19 protein-coding genes are annotated in these 19,770 nt (G+C 39.8%); 3 read left to right on the forward strand and 16 right to left on the reverse strand.

Going from position 1 to position 19,770, the window contains the following annotated elements; all coding sequences use genetic code 11:
• Window positions 1–54: 54 nt before the first annotated feature.
• The 7 genes from edd to ACFINO_RS05540 all read right to left on the reverse strand — a co-directional run bounded on the left by edd (window position 55) and on the right by ACFINO_RS05540 (window position 8,598).
• Complete coding sequence (gene edd / locus ACFINO_RS05510) at window positions 55–1,878, reverse strand: phosphogluconate dehydratase (protein WP_375634707.1); 1,824 nt, start codon at window positions 1,876–1,878, stop codon at window positions 55–57.
• A 54-nt stretch (window positions 1,879–1,932) separates the two neighbouring features.
• Entirely contained in the window at window positions 1,933–2,685 is a 753-nt protein-coding gene (gene pgl, locus ACFINO_RS05515) for a 6-phosphogluconolactonase (RefSeq protein ID WP_375655210.1), read from the reverse strand.
• A gap of 10 nt (window positions 2,686–2,695) precedes the next feature.
• Window positions 2,696–4,168, reverse strand: a complete 1,473-nt coding sequence (zwf, locus tag ACFINO_RS05520; RefSeq protein ID WP_375655211.1) for a glucose-6-phosphate dehydrogenase — start codon at window positions 4,166–4,168, stop codon at window positions 2,696–2,698.
• Window positions 4,169–4,288: 120 nt separating this feature from the next.
• A complete protein-coding gene (locus ACFINO_RS05525; RefSeq protein WP_375655233.1) occupies window positions 4,289–5,572 on the reverse strand; it encodes an NAD(P)/FAD-dependent oxidoreductase in 1,284 nt (427 codons plus the stop codon).
• A gap of 11 nt (window positions 5,573–5,583) precedes the next feature.
• Window positions 5,584–7,011, reverse strand: coding sequence for a glutamine synthetase family protein (locus ACFINO_RS05530; protein WP_375655212.1), 1,428 nt, complete (start codon window positions 7,009–7,011; stop codon window positions 5,584–5,586).
• Window positions 7,012–7,469: 458 nt separating this feature from the next.
• The gene (locus ACFINO_RS05535; protein WP_375655213.1) at window positions 7,470–7,685 is read right to left on the reverse strand and encodes a class I SAM-dependent methyltransferase; all 216 of its coding nucleotides are present in this window, start codon (window positions 7,683–7,685) and stop codon (window positions 7,470–7,472) included.
• 217 nt (window positions 7,686–7,902) lie between these two features.
• Window positions 7,903–8,598, reverse strand: coding sequence for a hypothetical protein (locus tag ACFINO_RS05540; RefSeq protein ID WP_375655214.1), 696 nt, complete (start codon window positions 8,596–8,598; stop codon window positions 7,903–7,905).
• Between the two features lie 338 nt (window positions 8,599–8,936).
• On the opposite strand from ACFINO_RS05540, the gene ACFINO_RS05545 reads away from it, so the two are divergent.
• From ACFINO_RS05545 to ACFINO_RS05555, 3 genes are all read left to right on the forward strand, one after another.
• On the forward strand, window positions 8,937–10,358 hold the full coding sequence (locus tag ACFINO_RS05545) for a coproporphyrinogen-III oxidase family protein (protein WP_375655215.1): 1,422 nt from the start codon (window positions 8,937–8,939) through the stop codon (window positions 10,356–10,358).
• A gap of 10 nt (window positions 10,359–10,368) precedes the next feature.
• On the forward strand, window positions 10,369–11,073 hold the full coding sequence (locus tag ACFINO_RS05550) for an MFS transporter (protein WP_375655216.1): 705 nt from the start codon (window positions 10,369–10,371) through the stop codon (window positions 11,071–11,073).
• Between the two features lie 62 nt (window positions 11,074–11,135).
• Complete coding sequence (locus tag ACFINO_RS05555; protein WP_375655217.1) at window positions 11,136–11,393, forward strand: hypothetical protein; 258 nt, start codon at window positions 11,136–11,138, stop codon at window positions 11,391–11,393.
• A gap of 1,186 nt (window positions 11,394–12,579) precedes the next feature.
• Here the strand turns inward: ACFINO_RS05555 and ACFINO_RS05560 are convergent.
• From ACFINO_RS05560 to ACFINO_RS05600, 9 genes are all read right to left on the reverse strand, one after another.
• The gene (locus ACFINO_RS05560; protein WP_375655218.1) at window positions 12,580–12,705 is read right to left on the reverse strand and encodes a hypothetical protein; all 126 of its coding nucleotides are present in this window, start codon (window positions 12,703–12,705) and stop codon (window positions 12,580–12,582) included.
• Window positions 12,706–12,814: 109 nt separating this feature from the next.
• Window positions 12,815–12,943, reverse strand: coding sequence for a hypothetical protein (locus tag ACFINO_RS05565; protein ID WP_375655219.1), 129 nt, complete (start codon window positions 12,941–12,943; stop codon window positions 12,815–12,817).
• 425 nt (window positions 12,944–13,368) lie between these two features.
• Window positions 13,369–13,542: a hypothetical protein gene (locus ACFINO_RS05570; protein WP_375655220.1), complete on the reverse strand. Its 174-nt coding sequence runs from the start codon at window positions 13,540–13,542 to the stop codon at window positions 13,369–13,371.
• Between the two features lie 40 nt (window positions 13,543–13,582).
• On the reverse strand, window positions 13,583–13,702 hold the full coding sequence (locus ACFINO_RS05575; protein WP_375636642.1) for a hypothetical protein: 120 nt from the start codon (window positions 13,700–13,702) through the stop codon (window positions 13,583–13,585).
• Between the two features lie 381 nt (window positions 13,703–14,083).
• Window positions 14,084–15,427, reverse strand: coding sequence for an MATE family efflux transporter (locus ACFINO_RS05580; RefSeq protein ID WP_375655221.1), 1,344 nt, complete (start codon window positions 15,425–15,427; stop codon window positions 14,084–14,086).
• An 805-nt stretch (window positions 15,428–16,232) separates the two neighbouring features.
• The gene (locus ACFINO_RS05585; RefSeq protein WP_375636616.1) at window positions 16,233–17,135 is read right to left on the reverse strand and encodes an MFS transporter; all 903 of its coding nucleotides are present in this window, start codon (window positions 17,133–17,135) and stop codon (window positions 16,233–16,235) included.
• Window positions 17,136–17,299: 164 nt separating this feature from the next.
• Window positions 17,300–17,422 (reverse strand): hypothetical protein, encoded by a 123-nt coding sequence (locus ACFINO_RS05590; protein ID WP_375633524.1) that lies wholly within the window; start codon window positions 17,420–17,422, stop codon window positions 17,300–17,302.
• A gap of 138 nt (window positions 17,423–17,560) precedes the next feature.
• Window positions 17,561–17,731 carry a hypothetical protein gene (locus ACFINO_RS05595; protein ID WP_375633523.1) on the reverse strand — a complete coding sequence of 57 codons (171 nt, stop codon included), beginning with the start codon at window positions 17,729–17,731 and terminating at the stop codon, window positions 17,561–17,563.
• 65 nt (window positions 17,732–17,796) lie between these two features.
• Window positions 17,797–19,548, reverse strand: coding sequence for a hypothetical protein (locus tag ACFINO_RS05600; RefSeq protein ID WP_375655222.1), 1,752 nt, complete (start codon window positions 19,546–19,548; stop codon window positions 17,797–17,799).
• Window positions 19,549–19,770 lie beyond the last annotated feature (222 nt).

The raw sequence follows: 19,770 nt of genomic DNA on the forward strand, positions 1-19,770 counted from the left end.
TTCCTTGTATATGGTTTCATTGTATATGGTTCAGCTTATTTATTTTTGCATTTTTCATGTCATAAAAACAGATGCCCCTTGATCTGCACGATTAACGAATTGACGAAAAACATGAAAAAGTTCGCGTCCAACACCATGTTCGTTTTTTGAAAGATCCGGAGGTATGATTTTTCGCGCGTTAAATTTTGCTAAATCCTCCAAAAGAGTTAATTTACCCTCATGAGCATCAAGAAAAACAATATCACCATCCTGCAAACGTGCAATGGGGCCATTATCCACTGCTTCTGGTGTCACATGGAGAGCAGCAGGAATTTTTCCTGACGCTCCTGACATACGCCCATCGGTTATCAATGCTACCTTTTGACCGCGATCTTGTAAAACGCCTAAAATGGTCGTTAATTTATGAAGCTCTGGCATACCATTGGCTTTTGGTCCTTGATAGCGAATGACAGCGATAAAGTCTTTATTATGCAACACTCCAGATTTAAAAGATTTTTGTAGTTCCTCTTGATCATTAAAAACAAAGACTGGTGCTTTAATCTGCCAATACTCTGGTTTAACAGAGGAAACTTTTATAATAGCTGTTCCCAAATCTCCTGATAAAACACGAAGACCACCATCAAGCTGAAATGGCTTTCTCCACCCCGCTAACACCTTATGATCACCACTTTCCTTAAGAGCCGCTTCACGTACCACATGACCATCAGCAGAAAGCTTTGCTTCAATTGCATAAGCATTGAGATCTTTACCAAAAACCGTAGAGACATCTTCATGTACCAAACCTGCCTCGATAAGCTCGCGAATAATAAATCCCATTCCCCCCGCAGCATAAAAATGATTAATATCTGCTAAACCGTTAGGATAAATGCGCGCTAAAAGAGGCACAACGGATGAAATTTCTGCAATATCATGCCATGTCAATTTAATACCGCAAACAGCAGCCATAGCAATCAAATGAATCGTATGATTGGTAGAACCTCCTGTTGCATTTAATCCTACAATGGCATTCACAAAAGAACGCTCATCAATGATCATACCAAGTGGACTATAATGATCACCAAGATCTGTCATTTCAAGTACACGTTTCGTAGCTTCTTTTGTTAAAGCATCACGCAATGGTGTATTCGCATTAATAAAAGAAGCTCCCGGCATATGAAGCCCCATCATCTCCAGTATCACCTGATTAGAGTTAGCTGTTCCATAAAATGTACATGTTCCTGGCCCATGATAAGAACGTGCTTCTGATGCTAAAAGTGTTTGGCGATCTATTTTATTTTCCGCGTAAAGTTGACGTATCTTCGCTTTTTCATCATTACCTTGACCACTTGTCATGGGACCAGCTGCTATAAAAATTCCTGGTAAATGACCAAATGTTAGTGCACCAATCAATAAACCTGGTACAATTTTATCACACACCCCAAGATACAATGCTGCATCAAAGACATCGTGTGATAAGCTTATAGCTGTCGCCATTGCAATTACTTCACGCGAAAAAAGGGAAAGCTCCATCCCCGCATTTCCCTGTGTAACACCATCGCACATCGCGGGAACACCACCTGCAACCTGTGCAACACCACCAACCATACGGGCCGACTCTTTAATTAAGTGAGGAAACTTTTCAAAAGGTTGATGCGCTGAAAGTATATCGTTATATGCCGTGATAATGCCAATATTCCCAACGATATTTCCCTTCAAACGCTCTTTATCTATTGCACTACAAGCAGCAAAGCCATGAGCCTGATTGGCACATCCTAAAAAACTCCGTTTGGGGCGATGAACTTGTGCTTTTGCAATACGATCTAAGTAAATTTCTCGTGTTGATCGAGAACGTTCATAAATCCTTCGTGTAACTGTGGCAATTGTCTTGGAAAGTGCCATATTTCTCTCCCCCTTCATTGTTTCTTCCCCTCATTCATTGAGAGAGATTACGTTTTATTCACCTTGTGTCGCATACTTTGATTCACTTATTTCATTTTCTGCAGGCGACCAATAAACCTGAACGAGATGAGGGGAATTACGCAAAATTGCCCGAATAGGCATTTCTATTTCAAACCCGTCTTGACAAGCTTCTTCAAAACAATCGCGTTTCTGAAAACCTTCGAAATGGAGAATAATACAACGAGATTGCATAATAACTGGCAAAGTTAGTGAGATTCTTGGCTCAACAGCACTCTTAGCATGAAGGGGTAAAACAAGTGCTTGTGTTCGTAAATCAAGCGCTTGCTTTAAACGATCAGCATCAGGAAAAAAAGATGCCGTATGTCCATCCTCCCCCATTCCTAAAACAACAACATCAAAGGGTTTAGGCAAAGTATTAACACGACTCGCCGCTGAAAAAGCAGCAAGTTCAGCAGTAATTGCTTTATGATAAAGCCCTACAAAACGTGCTTTTTCGGCAAAATTTTGTAACAAATGACACCGTACCATATATTCATTTGAACGTTCATCGTGTGTAGGGACAAAACGTTCATCGACCAAAGTGATAATGATCTTTTGCCAATCAATATCCGCTTTTGACAAATAATGAAAAAACAATTCTGGTGTTTTACCACCAGACACCGCTAAAACTGCTCTCTTGCGCTCAAGAACAGATACACTAAGCTCTGCGGCTACTCGATCTGCTAATGCCAAGGCTAAAGTCTGAGGGGTTTCAAAATCTAAACGGTCAATATTCATTCTATACATACTTATTGCTCTAAACTAAATTGTTCCATATACGCCCATCACGTTCCATGAGGCTCATCGAAGCAGACGGCCCCCACGAACCAGCGTTATAACTGTGAACAGGCTGTTTTATTGCTTCCCATCCCTCAATGATTGGATCAATCCAACGCCAAGCAGCCTCAACTTCATCACGACGCATAAACAGTGTTTGATCTCCACGAATAACATCCATTAATAAACGTTCATAAGCATCAGGATTACGTTCAGAAAATGCGGAAGCAAAACTCATGTCTAATGGAATGTGACGAAACCGCATACCGCCATAACTTGGATCCTTAATCATCAACCATTGTTTTACACCTTCATCAGGTTGGAGACGAATTACAAGCCGATTAGAAAAAATTTCATCTAAATCCACATTAAAAATATTATGAGGAATAGGTTTAAAAACAACAACAATTTCAGACATTCGCGTGAACATACGCTTACCTGTCCGTAAATAAAAAGGCGTATTAGCCCAACGCCAGTTATCAATCTTAACCTTAAGTGCTACAAAGGTTTCACTCTTACTCACTCTTCCCAGATCATCAAAATAGGACTCTACCGATATACCATTTGATAGACCAGAAAGATACTGCCCACGTACAGTATGCTGCCCTACATTATGGACATCAAGCGGTGTTAAAGAATGTAAAACTTTAAGTTTTTCATCGCGCACAGCATTAGCACTGTTAGTAAATGGTATTTCCATCGCAACCAAACAAAGTAATTGTAGCATATGGTTTTGAACCATATCGCGTAGAGCACCAGTGCTTTCATAATATTCTGTACGCCCCTCTAACCCTAAAGATTCAGCAACGGTTATTTGAACATGATCAATATAATTGGAGTTCCATAGCGGTTCATAAAGTGTATTAACAAACCGCAATGCCATTAAATTTTGAACAGTTTCCTTCCCAAGATAATGATCAATACGAAAGATCTGCTCTTCATTAAAGGCGCTTGCAAATACATCATTAAGTGAAACCGCTGTTTTTACATCGCAACCAATTGGTTTTTCAATAATAATCCGTGTTTGTGGTGTCACCAAATCATTTTTTTCCAACTTCATCGCAATATCAGCAAAAAGTAACGAACCAACAGCCAAATAAAAAGCTCGAATATCCGCTGAATCTTGTGACAGAAGGAAGGCTAAATCCTCCCACCCTCGATTTGAGGAAACATCAACAGAAACGTAAGTTAAACGTGCAAGAAAACGATTGAGTTCTGTTGAATTTAGATCTTTTGGATGGATATGTTTTTCTAAAGAAATGCGGACAAAATTTTGATATTCTTCACGACTTAAGGAAGTGCGCGAAACCCCAATAATACGTGTTGGCTCACTGAATTGCCCAGCACACTGACAATGATACAAAGCCGGCAAAAGCTTGCGCAACGCCAGATCACCATTGCCACCAAAAACAATACAATCAAAGGAAGAAACTGGAATAATTTTACGCACCATGAACTTGTTTATTTTTCTATTCGATTATGAAATCCCATATCACTTATAAAAGCTTTCATCATTAAAGCAGACAGATACTAAATAAGCCATTAATTTTCTTCATTTCAAGCAATGTTTCCATTAAAGGCGATCCAATAAAGAAAACCAACGCATTGCTAAAAATATAAGCGGATAACGCAAAACTCTTCCTCCCGGAAAAGATGAAATCTTTAAGTCTTGGAAATAGGAAAAACGTTCATATTTTCCAGTTAACCATTCTGCGTATAATTTTCCCACGAAAGGAGCCAGCATAACGCCATGCCCTGAATAACCACCACAATAAGTCATCCTTGAAAAAATTTGGCGAACATAGGGCATGCGTTCAACTGTGATGGCAACCGTTGCTCCCCACCGATGGCTTAAATTGATAGAATGTAATTGAGGATAAATTTCAACAATTTGCCGTTTTATACGTTCATCTAAATTTAGAGGATGCTTATTATCATAACTTTCTACACCACCAAATAAGAGACGATTATCAATGCTTTTGCGAAAATAGCGAACCATAAAACGGGAATCATCAACCGATTCCCCCCCTATAAGAATTGAACTATGCTTTGGTAATGGGTCCGTTGCTCCAATATAAGAGCGAATAGAAACAATATTTTTTTCAATAAAACGCTCCAGACCAAATTTATACCCATTTGTTGCAAGTAAAACATGCTCTGCTGTTACACTGCCTTTTTCTGTTATTACTTTCCAATGTGCTCCCTTGCGCCTTACGGTCGTTACCTGTGACTTCTCATAAAGCTTAGCACCAGCATCTTGGGCTCTTTTTGCCAACCCAATAATCAATTTTAAGGGATTTATATGACCGGTATCCGCATCATAAATACCACCACAATAAAAAGTTGATCCAAGTCGCTCAAATGTTTCAGCCTTATCCATAAAAGTAAGCGCGTGATAGCCATAACGCTGCATCGCCTCAATATGCCGTTGATAAGAGAGAAGCTCACGCCTTTTATGGGTTACAGAAAGCTGTCCTCCTATCAAATCACAAGGACAATTAGGCATTGCGCATAAAGATAAAATATCTCTTTTAGCTTCTTCTGCTAAATCAAACAGAGCCTTACTTCGCTTAAAACCATACTTTTTTTCTAATGTTTCTACCCATTGCCGTTGCCCTGTTCCCAGCTGTCCACCATTGCGCCCTGAAGCACCATCACCAAAACGTGATGCTTCAAATAAAACAACATCTACTCCAGCCTTGGCTAAATGATAAGCAGCCGAAAGACCCGTAAATCCGCCTCCAATAATGACCACATCACACTGTCTGTTTTCACAAAAAGAAGGATAAGAGGGACGTTCTCTTAAAGCATCTTCATACCAAGAAATTCCTGGAGAAATTGAATTATAATCAATCATCGTCATAAAATTTAAACATTCAGCAGGAGATATTCACGCTCCCACGGACTGATTACTTCCATAAAAGTTTCAAACTCTTGTCGTTTGATTGCAGCATAAGTACTGACAAACACATCCCCTAAAATAGCACGTATCACTGTATCTTGTTCAAACAAATTGACTGCCTCAATGAGCCCACGCGGTAACTCAATATTATCAGCGTTTACATTATTTATCGCTGGCTCATCCGGCTCAATTTTTTGTTGCAAACCAATAAGACCACACGCTAAAGAAGCCGCAAGGGCTAAATAAGGATTCGCATCTGATGAAGGAAGCCTATTCTCAACACGTCGCGCTTGAGGAGCAGAACGGGGAACTCGAAAAGCTGTAGTACGATTATCATATCCCCACCGCAAATTAACAGGAGCCGAATTATCAGGGACAAGACGTCGATAAGAATTCACATAAGGCGCAAGCATCACAAGTACGCCTGGCATATGTTTTTGCAATCCACCAATAAAATGGCGAAAACAGATACTTTCTTCACCATTTTCCTGTGTAAAAATATTCATACCGGTTTTCTTATCAACAACCGATTGGTGAATATGCATAGCAGAACCCGGCTGCCCTTGAATGGGTTTTGCCATAAAAGTTGCATACATATTATGTTTTAGTGCTGCTTCACGAATTGTTCGTTTAAACATAAAAACTTGATCCGCTAATTCAATAGGATCACCATGACGTAAATTTATTTCAAACTGTCCTGCTCCTTCTTCATGAATGAGGGTATCAATTTCCAATCCTTGTGCCTCTGAAAATTGATAAATATCATCAATCAAATCATCGAATTCATTAACACCAGCAATGGAATACCCCTGTCCACCACCAATTGAACGCCCAGAACGACCAACCGGTGGAACTAACGGATAATCAGGATCGGGATTTTTTTGTACCAAATAAAACTCAATTTCTGGTGCCACAACAGGGCTTAAACCCATTTTTGTGTAAAAATGAACCACTGTTCGTAAAACATTGCGTGGTGTGTAATCCACAACCTGACCATTTTGATACACAAGATCACAAATCACCTGTGCCGTAGGAGCATCTTCCCATGGAACAATGCTTAACGTAGAAAGATCAGGCTCAAGGCGTAAATCACCATCTGCTTTAGGATATTCAAAACCATGACCATCTTCCGGATAATCCCCTGAAATTGTTGCCATAAAAACTGCTGAAGGCAATGCCAATGATGTTTCCGATGTAAATTTTTTAGAAAGCATCATCTTGCCCCGTGGTACCCCTGCTTGATCAGGCGTAATACATTCAATATCCTCTACCTTACGAAAAGCAAGCCATTGTAAAACTTGTTCCCAATTGCGCACACCACGTAAACTTTTGAGAAAACGAGAAACAGGTTTAAAATTCTTACTTTTCGTTTGTTTACCATTTTTTACAGCCATAACATACCAACTTTAAAAACAATCAAGTCCTATTCTTATTGTATCAGCCCATGCATAAACGACACGAAAAAAATTTATCAACTGATATTTTTGAAGAATACTATAAGATCCATCAAGGTAAAAGAACTTTACGCTCAAAAAGCTATCCTATCACCATAGTGAAAAAATTGATATTGCACCCAATACATCGGTGCGAACCTTCTCCTTATATAAAACAGCGAGAAATACCATATTGTACGTAACCTAATTCCGATTCAAATAATCATATATAAGCAAACATTGACGAGAATAATAAAGGCGAGATATTTAATTTCCTTTTGGTTGTAGCAATGCTTCATATTAAAAGAAAAGAAACTTTTCTTTTAATATGAAGCAAGTTTTGTAACTCTATTGTTATCCACATAGAAGTAAACACCCTAGGATGGTGAGTAGCCTTTACAGCTAGTGCTTACAAACACTCATCCCGCCATAATATGCGTAAATGTATTTTCAGTATAAGTCATACGCTCAGCATTTCCGACATGAAACTTAACCATCGTCTGCATAACAGAGCTATCAACCTTGTTCTGAGCGGATGGTACAGACTCTGCACTTATATCAATTCCCACCGCTTGACATTGCACTTCGCACACAATATTTAGAGCTGAGAATCTAGTAGAGCATACCAAATCCAATAGATAGGATTTTTTGCTAATTGCGCCATGCGTGATCCAACATTTGATAGTTTCCAGCCCACTAGGAGGTGTGTTATTTATATCTAAAAAGCCAAAAAATGAGGATATGAGAACACAATAATATCAATTTCCTTTGAACTAACGTCCTTTACGTCGATCTTTCACTATCGTAAAATCTTTTTTGTATCAGTTGCTTTCACATACTTTGACTTATGATCTAGTGATACTGTGCAGATTGAGCACACATCCCCAGAGCCCAGATTATAATTAAGTTCGTACCATTCTGTTCTTTTATAGAGCTAATATTTGAGAATAAATAACCATAATCTTTAGATATAATACGCCTAGGTTTAATAATTACCGTAAGCTTATGTAAATCACAACCCAATTGTGATAATGCCTCATAAATTTTACGAGGGTATTCGTCATTGACCGTCACGGCATCGCAAAATGCTGTGGAAGTCGGATATCCTCCGCCTAGACTGATAAAACTTTTTTGATCCTTCAATGCGTAAATATCCTTTCCAGCCTTAGTTAAGGTGGATACTATTAACTCAGTCGAATTCAAATTAGAGCTCACATGCAAAGGCACCCCATTAAGCCTAATCCTATTGGATTCTAGCAAAGATAATGCGGCACGTAACTTCGCCGCAGTCATACCAAAACACGATCTATCCCCGTTTGCCAGTACATGGCACAATCTCAATGAGATTTTAGGTAATATGTCAAAATGGCGTGCAAGAGTGATGATGTCATGTAATTCGATAATATTATCACACTGGATATTTATATGTTTTCTAATAGATAATTTTATCTCTTCTCGAAGTTTTACAGGGATATTAAAAAATGTATCTCTACCTTTAAAACCATCTTTTTGCGCTAATGATATTTCATAACCAGACGCAAATTCCAAGTCGCAGCAACATAACAATGATGCCCCGCACGTCCATTAAAATACCCTGCTTTTTCTCGCCCTAGGCATTCATAGCCCGACCACGTAAAACAGGATACCAATTACAATATCAGACCATAAGGCTGCAAGAGAAAGTTCTTTTATATTTTTATCTTTACATTGCCTCTTAAACAAGCTCATCTGTTCATATAATGAGTTATATGTATAATACATATAACTTCTACAAAAGGAGGATTCATTATGTTCCGTAAAAATCTTTGGTAATACACTCGGATGATTGGATCACCTGTCGCCCGTCAATAATATAGTGCGAGTTAAGAAATTGGGGGAGGTAAGCTATGCAACTCGTGGATCATCCTTTTGTGAAGTTCGATCAACTCAAGCCGATTTACAACTTCACATATCCGTTATTTCGCACTATTTCAAATGAATTTTACGATTACCTAGACTTTAATAAACTAGCGCAAAGTAAGCAGATTCCACAAGCGCGTACCATTTCTCTTTATTTGCATATTCCCTTTTGCGAAACCATCTGTTCCTTCTGTCCCTTTCAGAAAGGGGCCTACAAGCATGTTAAACAAATCGAATCTTATATTTCAGCGCTTACCACAGAGATCAGAAACAAAGGAAATTTCATTCGCTCGCTTAGAGGGACCATCCGCATCATCTATATAGGGGGCGGCACACCGTCGCTTTTGTCTGCAGATAATATCCGACACATCGGAAAAGTATTGCATACCGAATTTGAGCTCTCTTCCTTAACCGAATTTACACTGGAAAGCGAACCGAAGAGCGTCACACGTGATAAACTTTATGCTGCCCGTGAGATCGGCGTTAACCGGATCAGCTTCGGTATACAGAGTTTCATTGAGCGTTTCCGATCATTGTTTAACCTCACCTCAACACGTGAACAAATCAACAATACCGTGGCTTGGTCACAAGAGATCATTGGACATGTCGGTTTCGACCTACTATATGGCATGCACAGCCAGCAAGCCGAAGAACTATTATACGATTTGAAGCAAGCCAGCGAGCTTCACCCTGAAACCATCAACCTCTATGCAATCAACAATCTGGCTATCACGTCGCAACTGCATAAGTCTTACGCACAAAAAGGGCTAAAGCCATCCAGCCTACAGCATCGACAGATGCTTCGATTATTTAGCGATATCGTTATGCGCAGCTGCGGCTATGCGCCGTGTAATGGGCATTCCTATATCAAAATTGCCAATAACACTCCTCTAACGCTCGCTAAAACGAGTTCAGCTAATCATTTCCGCTATCACAAATATTTGCATGGTTATCATGACGATTATGTCGTTGGCTTTGGGGCGTCAGCAATGTCGATTCTCGGCTCACTCGTCACACGAGCCAATCCCAGTCGAAGCGGATACATTACCGACATACAACTTAAAGGCAAATCCAAAGTATACTACAATTGGGTATCAGCAGAGCAACAAGCCTCCAAGGCTTTGTGTATGAGGCTACCTTATAACGGTTATGCCAAAAAAGAAAGAATTGACTGGACCGCACTCCCCTCTTTCGTTTACAATAACCTACAACAGCTCATAGATGCAGGTCTCATCGCAGAAAGTGATAACGATCTCCAGCTGACTCAGCGTGGTTGGCAATGGTATTCCAACCTTATGTATTTTCTTCTACCTCAGGCGGATAGGAATATCTTGGACGGCTATGTCTCAAACATGCTGAATACAACCGCCGTACTTGATGGAACAGTGGAAACCTGTGTGGCATCTTAAGGAGAACAGAATGTTCACGCTTTTTTCCAACAAGAACATACGCTATTTTTGCCTAACCGTTAGTCTTCTCGCCTTACTCAGCGGTGCTTTGCGCACTGCCATCCCGCTATTAGCAAGACAATCTGGATATGGCGTAGTCGGAGTAAGTTGGGCGCAAGGTCTCTTTTCATTAGCGTGGCCAATTTTCGGCATCCTTGCAGGCGCTTTACTTGATCGCTGCGACAAAATAAAACTTGCTACCACAGCTCTCCTCATCTTCATGCTACTGCATATTGTCCTGTTCATACTACTTATGATACAGATTGCTCCAGCCGAACAAATTTTCTTCTATGCAACCATTGCTGGATTCATCGTCGTTTCTGCCGAAGCTTATATAATGACGATTCCACCACTTATCATGGAGGGAGAGCGATTGATGACCTTCTACTCTATTGTCTTGTTTTTAGATTTCGGGGTCTCCTATTTTCTTGCCCCTGTCATAACAAGCAGCATTTTAGCGCATAGCACACTGCTATTTCTCGGCCTGTTAATCGTGCTTTTTATCGCATTGATTTTTACCGCTCGCCATGCTGTTCCGACATCGCCAACACCTGATAAAGAAAACATCACTTTCCGTTATATCATTGCCGGCTTTCGTTTCATTTTTTCAAATCGGCATCTTACTCCCTTACATTACTCACATTCTTTCTATCGGTGGTATTTGGAGCATTCCTAACCTCATTCATCTTCTTCGTTACCGACAGTCGGTATCTGGGCCTACATAGCAGCCAATATGGCGTGATGTTTGCAGCCTACGCGCTTGGAACAATGGCAGGAGCCCTATTTGCGCCGCGTATACGCTATGCACCGGTGCGCCTAGCTGTTCTCACTGACGGTTTGAACGGTTGTCTTGCTGCTGATTCCAGCCTTTTCAAAAAGTGCTGTCGTCGTATGGGGCGTCACCTTTATTGCTGGCGTTGGAGCAAGCTTATGGTTTATTGGTGTTACCGCCTTCAGGCAGCGCCTCACACCAAAGCAACTTCTCGGGCGAGCTAATTCTGCTTTTCGGGTGATAGGCTATGCTGGAACGCCGGTCGGAAGCTTTTTGGTCGGCGTCCTTGGTTCTTTTATATCATTGCAGTTTGCTGCCACCTTTATCGCTGGACTACTATTGGTAGCTATCGCGATAACGCTTCCATTTCTTTGGCAGGCTGATCATATAGACACCCCCAACCCTGCCACGAGGTAACAGCTGCTTTTAAAAAAAGACACGGTCGAAAAAGGCACACATACCCTATTACGCAATCAATTGATCTATTCTTTGGACGAGAAAATTATCACCATAATGGCTGATAGAGCCAGCGGCGCTATAGAAGCAGCCAAACAAACGCTAAAGACAAAACAGCCCCTTTACGTTGCATTGGGCGATGATCCAACGCCTATATGAAGGATGCAGAGAGCTTATAGCGTACGAAGTGCAATTCTTAACTAAAAACTCCGCCCTAGCAATGCCTACTTATACTCCAGTTAATCCGTCACCCACTGGACATCAAATGCCTCACCCCTTCTGCTCCTCAAAATACATTTTGCTTCACTTACGCGCCGTATTCTTCCTTTGTAATTAAAAGAGCAGCCCTCCTTTCCTAGTTTAGGATCTTTGCCTACACAACGCAGCAACAGATGCGACCATATATGCAATCACGCCTTAGGGCCTGCATAGTAGAAAGCTTAGTTCGAGAGATTCATAAAGCCTATATCCCAATAAATTTTCCACCCAATCCACCTTTTAAAAGGGCGGCTTTATATAAACCGTTAGAGTAAGCTATGAAATCCTTAGGTGTATTAGAAATAATTGACGGTTTTTACCTCAGACCAATGTTGATTGACTTTTACTCGTACATATACGCAAGCGGTGCTACTCTTTTCTTAGATAGAAAGGACATAATCGTTACCATCTGACCTATTATTGTTTGAAAATAAAGAAAAAGTATCAGTGCAACTGATGATATTGAAGAGCTATCTCATTATGTAGCTGTACCTAATTACGGCATTGGGAAGCTAGACACGCAATCACCCATTTCTGCGTGCCTTCTGCATGATATTCATAAGATTTTATTACGCGGTAAACGCGGTACGTCCAAAAGCCTTAGCGAATTTCGCAAAGCACAAAATTAGCTTGGCGGTACGCAACTAAAGACAGCGTCATTCGTGCCGCCCACTCTTACCACAGCCCCCACTCTCTCTACCACCATCCCCGCTTAGAATCGCGCCAACTCATCACCGGTGCCTCGTTAAACACCACACCAGTCTCAAGAGCGGTAAAATGCGCCTTGCTGCATTTAATCTTCAGCATTTCTTTAAGGCACAAATCAAACTCGCTATTCGTTCCTTTTGTTTCCAGTACAAAATAAAGCTTTTGCGCGCCATCTCACTCTAAAAAACCGCCCAATCAGGCGTATAAGAACCAATGGGAATGGTTATTTTAAATTTCTTGGCAGTTTAAAAAACAATCTTACATCAGAGTCATTATCGAGATTTTGCGCAAACTCTTTCTCAATACGGCTCTCACAAATCTCATGATCATAAACACTTTTCTCATTGACCACCGTTGGCCCTATGATCGCCTTTTCCGACCTAATTTTACAGATGTAGAATCAATCTTATTATGATGCGCACATCCAGAGATTATTTTATCCTCTGCATTAGAACCAAAAACATGAACAATACGCAAGCAGCTTCGGTAAGAAGACCAACCGCTCAATCTCAACCTACACGAAAATGCATGTGCAGGCGAATGCCCCCCATAATATGCAATATTTCAAGCCCGTCTATAGTGGTATCCCTTTTTAAAATTGTGCCTATGGCTTATAATAATCTCCAAAATATACATTTAGCCCTTGTCTGAAATAACTCAATTTTGGATTGATGAGAACGAAAACGCGCTGCGATAATCACGTTGTTCAGCCCTAATAACCGGCACAAGAGAGCCAATATTCCTGCACCACCAACGACTAAATAACGGTATTTCCTATCAATTTTGATCATATCCTCCACCCTTATTGTACATTTCATCAACAAGATGTGCGCAGCGAGCCCATACATTTACACTGTTCAGTCTCCATGTACGGTTTTCATTCTCAAACGCAAAATCATCTTTAGCTGAAGCAACTTGATATTGCAGAGCTTGCCCATAAAGCATATGCACAATTAGTACCAAATATACACATGGCAGTGCGCATTTTTGCTTATATTGTCATGAGAGAGAAGACCAAAAGCTTTATCCAAAAAGCATCATAATCTAAATTATCAAGAGCATTCTTCAATTCCTCTGAATAAGATCCGTGATAAATAGGACTTGCAAGAATAACACCGTCGCGGCTGCGATTGTTTTAACAAATGCATACACTTTAGCATCGCAATGGTAATAACTTATAAAAACAACAACTTTTTTAAATGCCTCCTCAACGGCGTATGAATATAAGCACGTTTTTTCTCGTCATTTTTTAAGGTATTAAACTCTTCCAATCTACCGAGCTTACTCTTAAATTAAAGCCGAATGATTTTAATAAATCCATATTATTTTAAAATTCAATAAAGAATATTAAGGCTACAATCAAAGGCACTTCTTTTCAATATTAAGCAAGTTTTGTAAGCTATATTGTTATCTCTATAGAAGTAAAACAGCCTCTATGGACGGTGAGTAGCTAAGCCTTCACAGCTAGTGCTTTACAAGCGCTTTATAACACTCACTCTGCCCCAAACATAGGATTGCATTTTATTAAATAACCCACGCGCATATAATTAAAGATAGAAACGATTAAGCTTGCACCAATCATGCCAAGCCAATAGCCAATAAAGTCATATTCAAAAAAATGCGTCATTAGCGCTCCCCCAAATAGGCCTAACCCCCAATAACTTATTGCTACAACAATTGTTGACCAAAACGTATCAAGCAAACCCACAAGTATGCCATTGAGCATAGCTCCTAAAGTGCAAAAAGCAAAAGACAATAAGATGAACGGAAGCAACTTCCAAGAGAAAACAACAACGCTGTCTTCAGAAATATTAAAGATGGTTGTAAGGATAAATTCATAAGAGAGATAAACAACCACTGATAAAAATAAGACATAAGCTACAGCAAAAACTGTGACACTCATACGCAATTGTTTTAGAGCCATATTATTCCTATCTGCTCTATACCACGCTGCTATTGTCGCGGCTGCGCTGGAAATCCCCAAAGCCACCACAGAAATAAGCATATCGAGTCGCATCCCTATCGTATGTGCGGCCAAAGATTCGATCCCATAAGCCGTAATCATGAATGCAATGACAGAAGGAAAGCCCTCCGCAATAAGAATACGTATACCAATAGGTAGCCCTACTCGCAGCAATTTTATTATTCGTGAAATCTCTAACTTTGGTCTCAAATAATTAAAGCGAAAAGAATGAAAAGCAGAATTGCGGGACAAAATTATTGCTGCTGCAATAACAATTAAAATACGGATCAAACTGCTCGCAATTCCTGCACCAAAGACACCTAATCCGCTTGCAGAACCTATACCAAAAATAAGCAGCCAAGAGATAAGAAAATTCACAAGGATAGCCGCAAGCATAACCCAGGTTAAGGGCTTTGGATTACCAATTGCTGACAGTAATCCCCGGCTATTTACATAAAGATAAAAAAACACCACCCCTATAGCAGCGCCACGATTATATTCTTGCGCTATAGTAGCAATTGCCTCATCTTGTCCGAGAAGACACAAAATATTCCTCGTGTTGAGTAAAATGATCGCACTCATCATTCCAATCAAAAGGGAAAGCCATATTCCTTGATCAAACCATGCCTTTAATGCATATCTATCTTGTCTGCGAAAACTTTCCGCAAGTTTTGGTGCAACCGCGGTAATAATACCTAGCCCAAGCAACATAACAAAACTAAATATACTCAGAGCTAACATTGTACCACTCAAGGCTTGCACGCCTAAATGCGCTACAAGCGCTGCATCTGTGAAGGAAATCATCATCTGAGAGATAAACCCTATAGCCAGTGGCATGCCAAGAGATAGCAATTGCTTCATCACAACAAACATTGTGAAATACCCTTCCATATTGAAAGGTGTATTAAGATCGGATCTTTTAAACAAAACACATTGATTTTTTCCGTAAAGCCTTTCCATCGCAAGTCTTGCCTAAAGGATGCATAATGAGAACGCATTACGGTAAGAGGAGATGCCCAGTTCTTAAAAGAGAAGCGCAATGCGCCTTTATTGGTTTTTTGGACTTTATGCCATGCGTTTTTTTTGTACAATATTATGCCCCCAAGCAACTACAGTCATTGATAAAAGATCCTCAGCGAGCCGTTTGTTCGTCTTGTATATCCATTTTTAGTATTTTTAATCAAACTTTTTGGTACTGCAAGTAATACACCTGTGCTAACCTTTGCTTATTCGCTGCTTACATACGTAAAAAACAAAGCCGACCAAGTTGTCAAAAAACACAGGCATTAGCATTTTTACAATCCATTGTGCCTATACACCGATTAAAACAGCTATTAATTTCGACTAAATCCATATAAGATGACCCACACACTATTTTTTCCTGTGTCTTTATGTAAGTCATAGGCAAGTCCCTATTCAACTGTATCTTCACTCTCAAACCTCCTCGTCTTTATTAACTTTTTATCAGTATAAAGCCAAGCCAAATTAAGCGGGATAATTAAACATATACAAACCAAGGCGAAACAAAAAGCTGCTTCTATACAAACATTGTTTGCCAACCAACCAATCAGCACAAGCGCTAAAATACCAAAAATACGAGCAAGAAAACTAACAATGGATAAAACCGTATTTGCATTCTTTTGTTGAATATGTTTAAAAAATTCTGCTTCAAACTGCGTTACGGGGACAGAAAAAAACTGTGAAATACGGTGAATAAAATAATGGGGGCCCAACTGTTTGCAACGAGAAGCAGAGCAAGCATAACAACAGCACTCAGGACTAGTGAATACAAAGTTATCGCCATAGGAGCGTATTTTTGCATAAAATATTTAATTACAAAGCGATTAAATAAGTATTTTACGAGAGTATAAGACACAAAGCACAGGCCAAGAATAAGAATTTTAGTCTTTCCTGTTGCATTGTCTAATACTCCTGTTTGTCCAAAAATAAAAGGTTGCCAAAAATGAAATACTGGCTGCAATGCAGCAACAATAAAACCACATATCAATATATAATATAACCCGATCTTTGAGGTAACTAAATAAGCAAAAGCTTCTGTTGCATGCAACAAAGAACCTGAGTCTATTGGCTGACTATCCGAAACGGATGCAATAGCTATCCCCGTCACCCGACTAAACAAGAATACAAGCACGAGAAACCCGAAAGAACAAAAATAATATGCTGACTGATAATTATCCATACACAAAACAATAAGAACACCTAGCGCACCAGCAACCATATTCATGAATGCCGCTAGTTCCCGTTTATAGGCGTTTACTTGGTGGTAGATCAAATTACCCTTGTAACCACCGCCGTCGATTAAGCCTTTAATCCATGTGCTATCAGCGCCAGAACATAAAGCAAAGCCTAAAGCATAAATAATTTCTGCCAGAATTAAGACAAAAAGATTAGGCGCGTAGATACATAAAAAGAAAAAGAGCGAAAAAAAGAAACATGATAAGATAACATTTTTTTTAACGCCAATTTTATCTCCTAAAATCCCACAAGGCACTTCAAAAATACAAATAGCTGCGCTAAACACAATTTGTAATAAAGCTAACTGTGTTATACTAACGCCCATAGACAAGAAAAAAAGCATGGAAAGAATCTGTAATCAGCCGACCCCCACTCATTGCCGCACAGCCATAGAGCAACTTTTTAACTTCATAATCTATCGTCATTAATATATCCAAAAGCTATAAAGCTGGCGTTTTTTCTGCCGCCAGCTTTATATATTTTAAAATCTCAATTCAGAAGGGCACATCGAGCAGCCATTTTCTGCTCACTTACTCGGGCTTTGAGCGTAGCAACATCAACACGCTTAATTTTAATTTTTTTCAGTGGATTATACATATTTTTAGTTTTCATAACTTTACCCCCCGTATTAAATGAAAACAATTAAATTTAACATGAAGTTTACATTATAGCTACCTTTTGTCAATTTATTATCTTGATATAAAAAGCTTTGCTCTCCCCCTCACCCACGTTAAGTATTTCATGCACCAATCATTCTGCAACAACCACCGCAGCACTTGGAAACTCATGCGCCCCTTCGGGCAAAGTACGCTTATATTCACGCCAATTTATCACCGGCTGGTCGTTAAACGCAACGCTCGTTTGCAGTGCAGCAAAATGCGCTTTACCGCATTTAATCTTCAGTAATTCTTTAAGGCGCAAATCAAACTCGCTATTCGTTCCTTTTGTTTCCAGTACAAAATAAAGCTTTTGCGCGCCATCTCACTCTAAAAAACCGCCCAATCAGGCGTATAAGAACCAATGGGAGTGGCTATTTTTAAATTTCTTGGCAGTTTAAAAAACAATCTTACATCAGAGTCATTATCGAGATTTTGCGCAAACTCTTTCTCCACACTGCTTTCATAAACCACATGATCATACACACTCTTCTCACTCACAACAGCTGTACGCTCTAAATTTGCCACAAGCTCTTCACTGGTAAAAAGCTCTTGCACACTATATTCTTGCCCGACCAGCTTTAAATATTTAATGCCATCAATTGTAAGATTAACATAGGTTTTATTGAGTATTTCTTCTATGCACTCTAAAAAAGCTTGTGGATTTTTCACAAACTCATGCTCACGACCACTCTTTGTCAAAATACCAATAATTGTCTTTGCGGTTAATTTCAGCTTTAAGGTCAAATAATGTACAATGTTCGGCAGTGCACAAAAACTATAATCAAGCGCACTCTGCTTTAATAACTGCTCTTCATAGGTCACACCAGCACTATCCAGTTCTATCTCTGCTGTCTGATAAACCAAATGCGCTGGCGCAACTGGTGCCATTTTTTCCACTGCATCCACTGCTTTGGCAACAAACTCTGTGCGATCAAGCTTTGCACGATAAGTGGTCTTTTTATTGATCTTCTCCCACAAGGACAAAAACTCTGGCGAATCCACTGTTTGCTTTTTAAGCTTAACCCGCACTTCGCACGTAGCATTACGAATAATCGGCATGGCTTGGCTCGCTTCTAGCGCCTGCAGCACAGCCTGCTTTTGCCCTTTACTAAAACGTTCACTTAAATCTAACGTCCCAGTCGCCCATTGCGCTTTTAATGTATCTGTGATTTTTCCTGCTGATGTAAGCAAGGCTTTTTCACGCAACTCAACCAATATATCAGCAGCCTCTTGCGAAGACAGAATCTTTGCTTCCGTCACAGCTGTCATATAAATCAGATCTTGCAGTATCTCAACATTAATAAGCGCGCCCGCATCAGTTTTTTTCACAATTTCTTGACGCAATTCGCGTGGCATTTCCTCCGCGCCTATAGCATCAAATTCGCTCGCTACTAAATTTTGATCTACTTTAACGACACCCGCCTCATCAATAAAATCTTTTGCAACAAGTATTTTAACAATTTTTTGTGCTTGCGATACTTCCACTTTAGCAGCCACATATTTTACATCTTCATAAATACGGACAACCAAATGCTCCATCTGCAATGTACCAAGTTTATAACCAATATCCGCCTCTAATTCTTTTTGCAATGTACTCACAAACTCAGCAAAGCTTTCATTCACCATGACATGCAGCACATTTATATCTTTATTTTCTACCGGTTCACCTTGTTGGTTTACGCATAAGCGCAAACCGCGACCAATCTTTTGCCGTGCGGTAAAATTCGATTTTTGTTCAATCAACATACACACTTGAAACACATTCGGATTATCCCAGCCTTCTCTCAAGGACGAATGCGAAAAGATAAAACGCAAGGGGCATGCAAAAGATAATAACCACTCCTTATCGCGCATAATCGTGTTATAAGTGTCATCATCAGCTTGGCTGTCGCCCTTTGTATCCTTATACACGCCTTTCTTGTCTTGCGAGAAATAACCGCCGTGCACGTTTCGAATATTTTGCGCAAACTTAGTTCGCAAGGAGGCATATTTCTTTTTCGCCAACAGCTCTTCATAACATTCTTCAAACATACGCTCATAAAGTGCTGGCTCTTCATCAGAGCTACGATATTTAGCCACCTCATCAATAAAAAAAGTGATAAAACTTTAATCCCTAAAGGCACAAGCCGCAATTCCTTATCTAAATGTGTTTCTATAGTGCGATAAATTTGTGCGCGTTTAAGCTCTATTGTATTCACATCACCAAGTGCGTGGCCAAATTTGACAATTTCAGTATCAGAAAACTCAACAGCTTCATCCCCCGCCATGCAATTGATACCCGAAACAATATAGCCCTTATAA

Origin of the sequence: Bartonella sp. AA83SXKL (genome assembly GCF_042196965.1) — a bacterium.
Lineage (GTDB): Bacteria > Pseudomonadota > Alphaproteobacteria > Rhizobiales > Rhizobiaceae > Bartonella.

Coding starts and splice junctions, on each gene's coding strand:
- edd (WP_375634707.1), bottom strand. CDS start 1,878: ATGGCACTTTCCAAGACAATTGCCACAGTTACACGAAGGATTTATGAA.
- pgl (WP_375655210.1), bottom strand. CDS start 2,685: ATGTATAGAATGAATATTGACCGTTTAGATTTTGAAACCCCTCAGACT.
- zwf (WP_375655211.1), bottom strand. CDS start 4,168: ATGGTGCGTAAAATTATTCCAGTTTCTTCCTTTGATTGTATTGTTTTT.
- ACFINO_RS05525 (WP_375655233.1), bottom strand. CDS start 5,572: ATGATTGATTATAATTCAATTTCTCCAGGAATTTCTTGGTATGAAGAT.
- ACFINO_RS05530 (WP_375655212.1), bottom strand. CDS start 7,011: ATGGCTGTAAAAAATGGTAAACAAACGAAAAGTAAGAATTTTAAACCT.
- ACFINO_RS05545 (WP_375655215.1), top strand. CDS start 8,937: ATGCAACTCGTGGATCATCCTTTTGTGAAGTTCGATCAACTCAAGCCG.
- ACFINO_RS05550 (WP_375655216.1), top strand. CDS start 10,369: ATGTTCACGCTTTTTTCCAACAAGAACATACGCTATTTTTGCCTAACC.
- ACFINO_RS05580 (WP_375655221.1), bottom strand. CDS start 15,427: ATGTTTGTTGTGATGAAGCAATTGCTATCTCTTGGCATGCCACTGGCT.
- ACFINO_RS05585 (WP_375636616.1), bottom strand. CDS start 17,135: ATGGGCGTTAGTATAACACAGTTAGCTTTATTACAAATTGTGTTTAGC.
- ACFINO_RS05590 (WP_375633524.1), bottom strand. CDS start 17,422: ATGAAAACTAAAAATATGTATAATCCACTGAAAAAAATTAAAATTAAG.